Below are 5,500 nucleotides of genomic sequence, written 5' to 3' on the forward strand. Positions count from 1 at the left end.
GGTATCATAACTTAATTTTTTCTCTATATCGAGGTTATTTGTAATTTCGATTATTACAGGGCTTAATTCTGATGTCTCATAAGTCTTTACCAATAATTCACCAGTTTTAAAAAAAGATTTCCATATAATATCTTTTACTTGATCGCCCTCTATAAACTCTCTTATACTTCCTATATCAAGTGAGTTATTTATATAGATATTTCCTGTTTTTGTATAATTATCATATTTAGATCTATTTGAATTTGCCCACATATTATAGAGTGGCTTTTTAGGTTCAGGAAATACTAAGAATTTTTTGCCACATCTATAATACTTTGATCTAATAAAAAAATAGAATGGAAAGATTGTAGATATATACACTCCATCAATATAATTAATACCTCTTTTTTTAAAAATTAACTTTATATAAGTGGTTACTTCTTCCCCACCTTTAATCCTATCAACCCTTGCACAAGATTCATTTATCTTTATATCAAGAAGATAAAGGGTCAATCTGCTGTAATTATTTGTTAACTTTAGCTTAACATCTACCCATCTATTTGCATATATATCTGAAATATTAGCTATATCTACACTTAAATTTTTAATATTAATATACCCCCAAATGCCAGATAGTAAAAGTATTGATAAAAGCATTGACTCAATAATATATATAAGATTATTACCTGTATTAATTGCCGCAAAGCCAAGGATAAGAACAGTAACAGAATAGAAAAAACCTATCCTAGTAAAGGTAATTACAAAGGATTTTTTACTTCTTTTATTATATTTCTTAATAATGCCTCTTTGTCTGATATTTTATATGCATTTTTAAATATAATCCTATGGGGCATCGTATAATTACTCAACCCAACAATATCTTCAGGAATAACATAATCCCTTTTAGCTATAAATGCAGATACCTTAGCAATTGAAACTATATCTAGACATGCCCTTGTTGATAAACCAATCAAAACATCATCAGATTCCCTAATATGATTTGCTATATTTAGTAAGTAGTCATAAATATTATCAGATATATAAATTTTAGTCCTTATAAATTCCTGTAGCGCTAATAGTTCATCCTTTTTTATTACTGCCTTTAAATGATTAACTTTATTTTTCAAACTACCTTCTTTTAGTATCTGCCTTTCAACCGAATAAGGTGGATAACCAATTAAAAGCCTCATTTGAAACCTATCCCACTCAGATTCAGGAAGTGGATATGTACCAAATTCATCATAAGGATTTTGGGTTGCTATAACCATAAAAGGTTTGGGCAAACTATATGTATGGCCTTCATAGGTAACCCCATTTTCTTCCATTGCTTCTAATAGTGCACTTTGGGTTTTAGGGGATGCCCTATTTATTTCATCAAAAAGAATAATGTTGTTAAAGATTGGTCCCCTTTTGAATACTAAATTATTACTATTCTTATCAAATACCTCATAACCAATAATATCAGGGGGCAATAGATCATTAGTGCCTTGTATACGCCCAAAAGATAAATCTAAAGAATGTGCTAAAGTGAGAGCAAGTGTTGTTTTGCCCAAACCTGGGATATCTTCAATAATTATGTGGCCACCAGCTAAAATAGATAGCATTGCAATTTTTACAGCCTTTTCCTTGCCTTTTAAAAAACTATTAATGTACTTCTCAAAACCTTTATATATATTAAAATATTTATCCATTTTGTTAATATATTAATACTAATTTAAATTTTTAAAAGAATTAAAATACACCCAAATATATAAAAATCTGACTTGCGAAGTCTAAAAATCTGACTTGCGAAGTCAGAGGATGGCGTAAGTACGGGGAAAATCTGACTTGCGAAGTCGAAGGATTGGGGAAGTTGAAGGATTGCCCATTTAGCTGGCAGGGGGATTTGAACCCCCGACCTGCTGATTACGAATCAGCTGCTCTGCCGATTGAGCTATGCCAGCAAATTATGATAATCTAAAATCTACTTCTAAGAAATCATAATTGATCTTACTGGCTACTACATTAACAATATCACCAACCCTATAGACTTTGCCTCTATTCTTCCCAAAAAGGGCTGAAGAAGCTGAATCAAATATGTAGTAATCATCCTCTAAGCTAGATATTGGTATAAAACCTGTTAGCATAAGCGATTCGATGAAAACAAAAAAACCACTTGAGTTAACTCTATTTATATAGCCACTATAAATTTTATTATAATCTTTTTCTAAAAATCTAATCTTCTTATATTGGTGGATTTCTCTTTCAGCCTTCTCAGCTAATTCCTCTTTTATTGAAAGCTCTTTAGCGGCTTTTTCCATCCATTCTTCATCAACACTAAAATTGTAGCCAAACTTATACATTTTAAGAAGTCTATGAATGATAAGATCTGGATATCTCCTTATAGGGGAGGTAAAATGTGTGTACGACTTTGAGGCAAGGCCAAAATGGCCAATATTATCAGTTGAATAGAGGGCTCTCTGCATACTCCTAACTAACATAGAGCTTAAAATATAACTATAGGAAGTTGTCACAATATATTCTGAAATTTTTTGTATTATCTTAGGATTTATAGTTTTAGGCTCCTCCAAATTCAAACCAAAGGAATTGCATAAATCGATAAATTCAATAATCTTACTTCTATCAGGTTCACCATGAACCCTATAAATACTAGAGTTTATTTTTTGCTCTAAAAATTCTGAAACAACCTCGTTAGCTTCTAACATAAAATTTTCGATTATCCTATGAGATATTTTCCTATCCAATGGTTTAATCCCTATTAATTCACCCTCCTTATCAAATAAAAATTGAGGTTCTGGTAAATCAAAATATAGCATACCCTTTTCTTTTTTTCTATCAATTAAACATTTAGTTAGTTTTTCAGCGCTTTTTAACAATCTTAATAAGTTTTCATCTTCTATATTTTTAGAATTTTCTAACAATTCATTTGCCTCATCATAGGTTAGCCTGTAATCACTTTTTATAACTGACTCATAAAAATCTACACCTAATCTTTCCCTATTTAAATCATAATCAATTCTAACTGTCATAGTTAACCTATCAACATTTGGGTTTAGACTACATATATTATTAGATAATCTCTCAGGCAACATAGGGATTGCAAATTCAGGGAAATATACACTCGTTCCCCTTGAAAATGCTTCTTCATCAATAGCGCTACCTACTTTAACATAGTGGGCAACATCTGCTATATGTATATATAGTGTATATCCTGCCTGTTTTTCTTCTAGTGATATGGCATCATCAAAATCTCTAGCATCCTCACCATCAATTGTGATTGTAAGTAAATCCCTTAAATCAGTTCTATTTTTAGTATCAATTGTATCACTAATTTTTTTTGATTCATCTATTACGGACTTACTAAACCTCTTTGATAACCCATATTTTTCCAAAACTATCTTATTTTCTATTCCTTTATCACTTAAAAAACCCAAAGATTTAATTATTTTACCCTCTGGATTCTTTCTCTTTTCTGGGAATTTATATATTTGGCAGACTACAATTTCCTCATCCTTTAGATTGGCTGAATATTTATTGGGTATATATACGTCATAAAAGAATTTTTTCATAAAGGGTATAACATAGGCAAAATGTTTAGATTTTTCCACTCTGCCAACTATTAATGTGTTTTTCCTCTCTAAAACTTTTACAACACAGGCCTCTTTCTTTCCTTTATATTCATCAACCCTTATTGCAACCCTATCGCCATGTATAGCTCCTCCTAGTTTATTTGGTGGTATAAATAGATCATTTATAGAACCGTTCTCTGATATAAAAAAAGCATATCCATCAGGGTTGCCGTCAATGATACCTGTATAAAGATCTAACATACTAACTGATGAATATTTTCCTGAGCTGTGTCTTAAAATCTCTCCTTTGTTGACAAGATCTTTTAATACTTCCCTTATAACATTTCTATCTAGATTAAAAAACTCAGAGATATTTTTAACACCAACAGGTTTATCCTGGCTTGAAATAAAATCTAGAATCTTCTTTTGAAATCTATTATTTTCCTTCATACTTCTCAACCTTTTTTCTCAATGTATTACGATTTAAACCCAATATATTTGCTGCTTTACTCTTATTGCCATCTGTTATATCTAAAGCTGCCTTTATAATAGGTTGTTCTACTAATTTAATGTATTCCTCATAAGGCGATAAATCTTGCTCAAGATTTTTAACATTATTAATTAACTTATAAGCAAAATCATACAAATCTTTACGCAGGGAATAACCATTATTATATGGCTGCTTAAAGTTAGATGGTAGGTCATCAACTGTTAACAACTTTGAGCCACAATTAATCATTAAGAATAAAATTGTATTCTCAAGCTCTCTAATATTGCCTGGCCAGTTATATTCATTAAAAACTTTTAATACCTCTTTATCAAATTCTAACTTATCTTCTCTATAGTGCTTATATTTTTCTAGAAAATAATTAATTAAAATAGGAATATCCTCCTTTCTCTCTCTTAATGGTGGCACCCTAATGTTAACAACATTCAACCTGTAATATAAATCCTCACGGAATTTATTTTCTTTTACAAGGCTTAACATATCCCTATTTGTTGCAACAATTATTCTTATATCTAATTTAATAGAATTATTAGAACCAATCCTAGTCAATTCTTTATCCTGTATAACCCTTAATATTTTTGATTGTAGTCTATAGTCAAGTTCTGATATTTCGTCTAGTAATATAGTGCCTCCATTTGCTTGTTCAAATTTCCCTATTCTAGCAGTATTTGCACCAGTAAATGCACCCTTTTCATAACCGAATAGTTCACTCTCAATCAGCTCCTTGGGTATTGCTGCCATATTGATACCCACAAAGGGTTTATCGCTTCTACTACTTTTGTTATGTAGCAGTCTTGCAATTACCTCTTTACCACTTCCTGTCTCCCCTGTTATTAACACAGATATATCAGATTTTGCTGTCCTTCCTATTATCTTATAAATTTCCAGCATTTTTTTGCTTCTTGTTTGATAGTCATAGGACATATTATCTAAAGGATCATCTGCGCCATAAACCTTCTCCCCTCCTTTAGAATAAAAAATATTTAATAGCCTTTCTTTTAATTCTCCAATGTCAAAAGGCTTTGTAAATATATCAATTGCTCCCAATTTTATAGATTCAATTATATTTGAACTAGTATTATAAGCTGTTATTATTACAAAATATATATCTGGATATTTTCTTATCCATCTCTTTATATGATCTAGCGCATTTACGCCGTCAATATATATATCAACAATACATGCTTTTATAGGAAGTTTTTCAAGTTTTTTTTCTGCTTCAACAATACTTTTAGAGGTGTGTATGATAAGATTCTTATCATTTAGCCCCTCTTCTAAAACCCACAAAATATTTTCTTCATCATCAATAATTAATAAATTATTTTTTTCCATAGTTTATAAAGGTAAGAGGATTGAAAATGTTGTTTCTAATCCATTAATACACTTAATATCTATTCTTCCATTATGACTTTCAATAATCTTTTTTGCAATAGTTAAACCTAAC

The 5,500-nt window shown here is 30.3% G+C and carries 4 protein-coding genes and 1 tRNA gene; all 5 read right to left on the reverse strand.

The annotated features are described in order from the left end of the window. Nucleotides 1-636 (reverse strand): DUF58 domain-containing protein (locus SVN78_07980; GenBank protein ID MDY6821543.1); only part of this gene is annotated, 636 nt, incomplete at its 3' end. Nucleotides 637-737: 101 nt separating this feature from the next. Next, nucleotides 738-1,670 (reverse strand): AAA family ATPase, encoded by a 933-nt coding sequence (locus SVN78_07985; GenBank protein MDY6821544.1) that lies wholly within the window; start codon nucleotides 1,668-1,670, stop codon nucleotides 738-740. Between the two features lie 179 nt (nucleotides 1,671-1,849). Further along, a tRNA-Thr gene (locus tag SVN78_07990) sits at nucleotides 1,850-1,922 on the reverse strand. Nucleotides 1,923-1,925: 3 nt separating this feature from the next. Beyond that, nucleotides 1,926-3,998, reverse strand: a complete 2,073-nt coding sequence (gene rnr, locus SVN78_07995) for a ribonuclease R (GenBank protein ID MDY6821545.1) — start codon at nucleotides 3,996-3,998, stop codon at nucleotides 1,926-1,928. Then, on the reverse strand, nucleotides 3,985-5,388 hold the full coding sequence (locus tag SVN78_08000) for a sigma-54 dependent transcriptional regulator (GenBank protein MDY6821546.1): 1,404 nt from the start codon (nucleotides 5,386-5,388) through the stop codon (nucleotides 3,985-3,987). The genes rnr and SVN78_08000 overlap by 14 nt, the downstream gene beginning before the upstream one ends. Nucleotides 5,389-5,500 lie beyond the last annotated feature (112 nt).

This window comes from Deferribacterota bacterium, from assembly GCA_034189185.1.
Classification (GTDB): Bacteria; Chrysiogenota; Deferribacteres; order Deferribacterales; family UBA228; genus UBA228.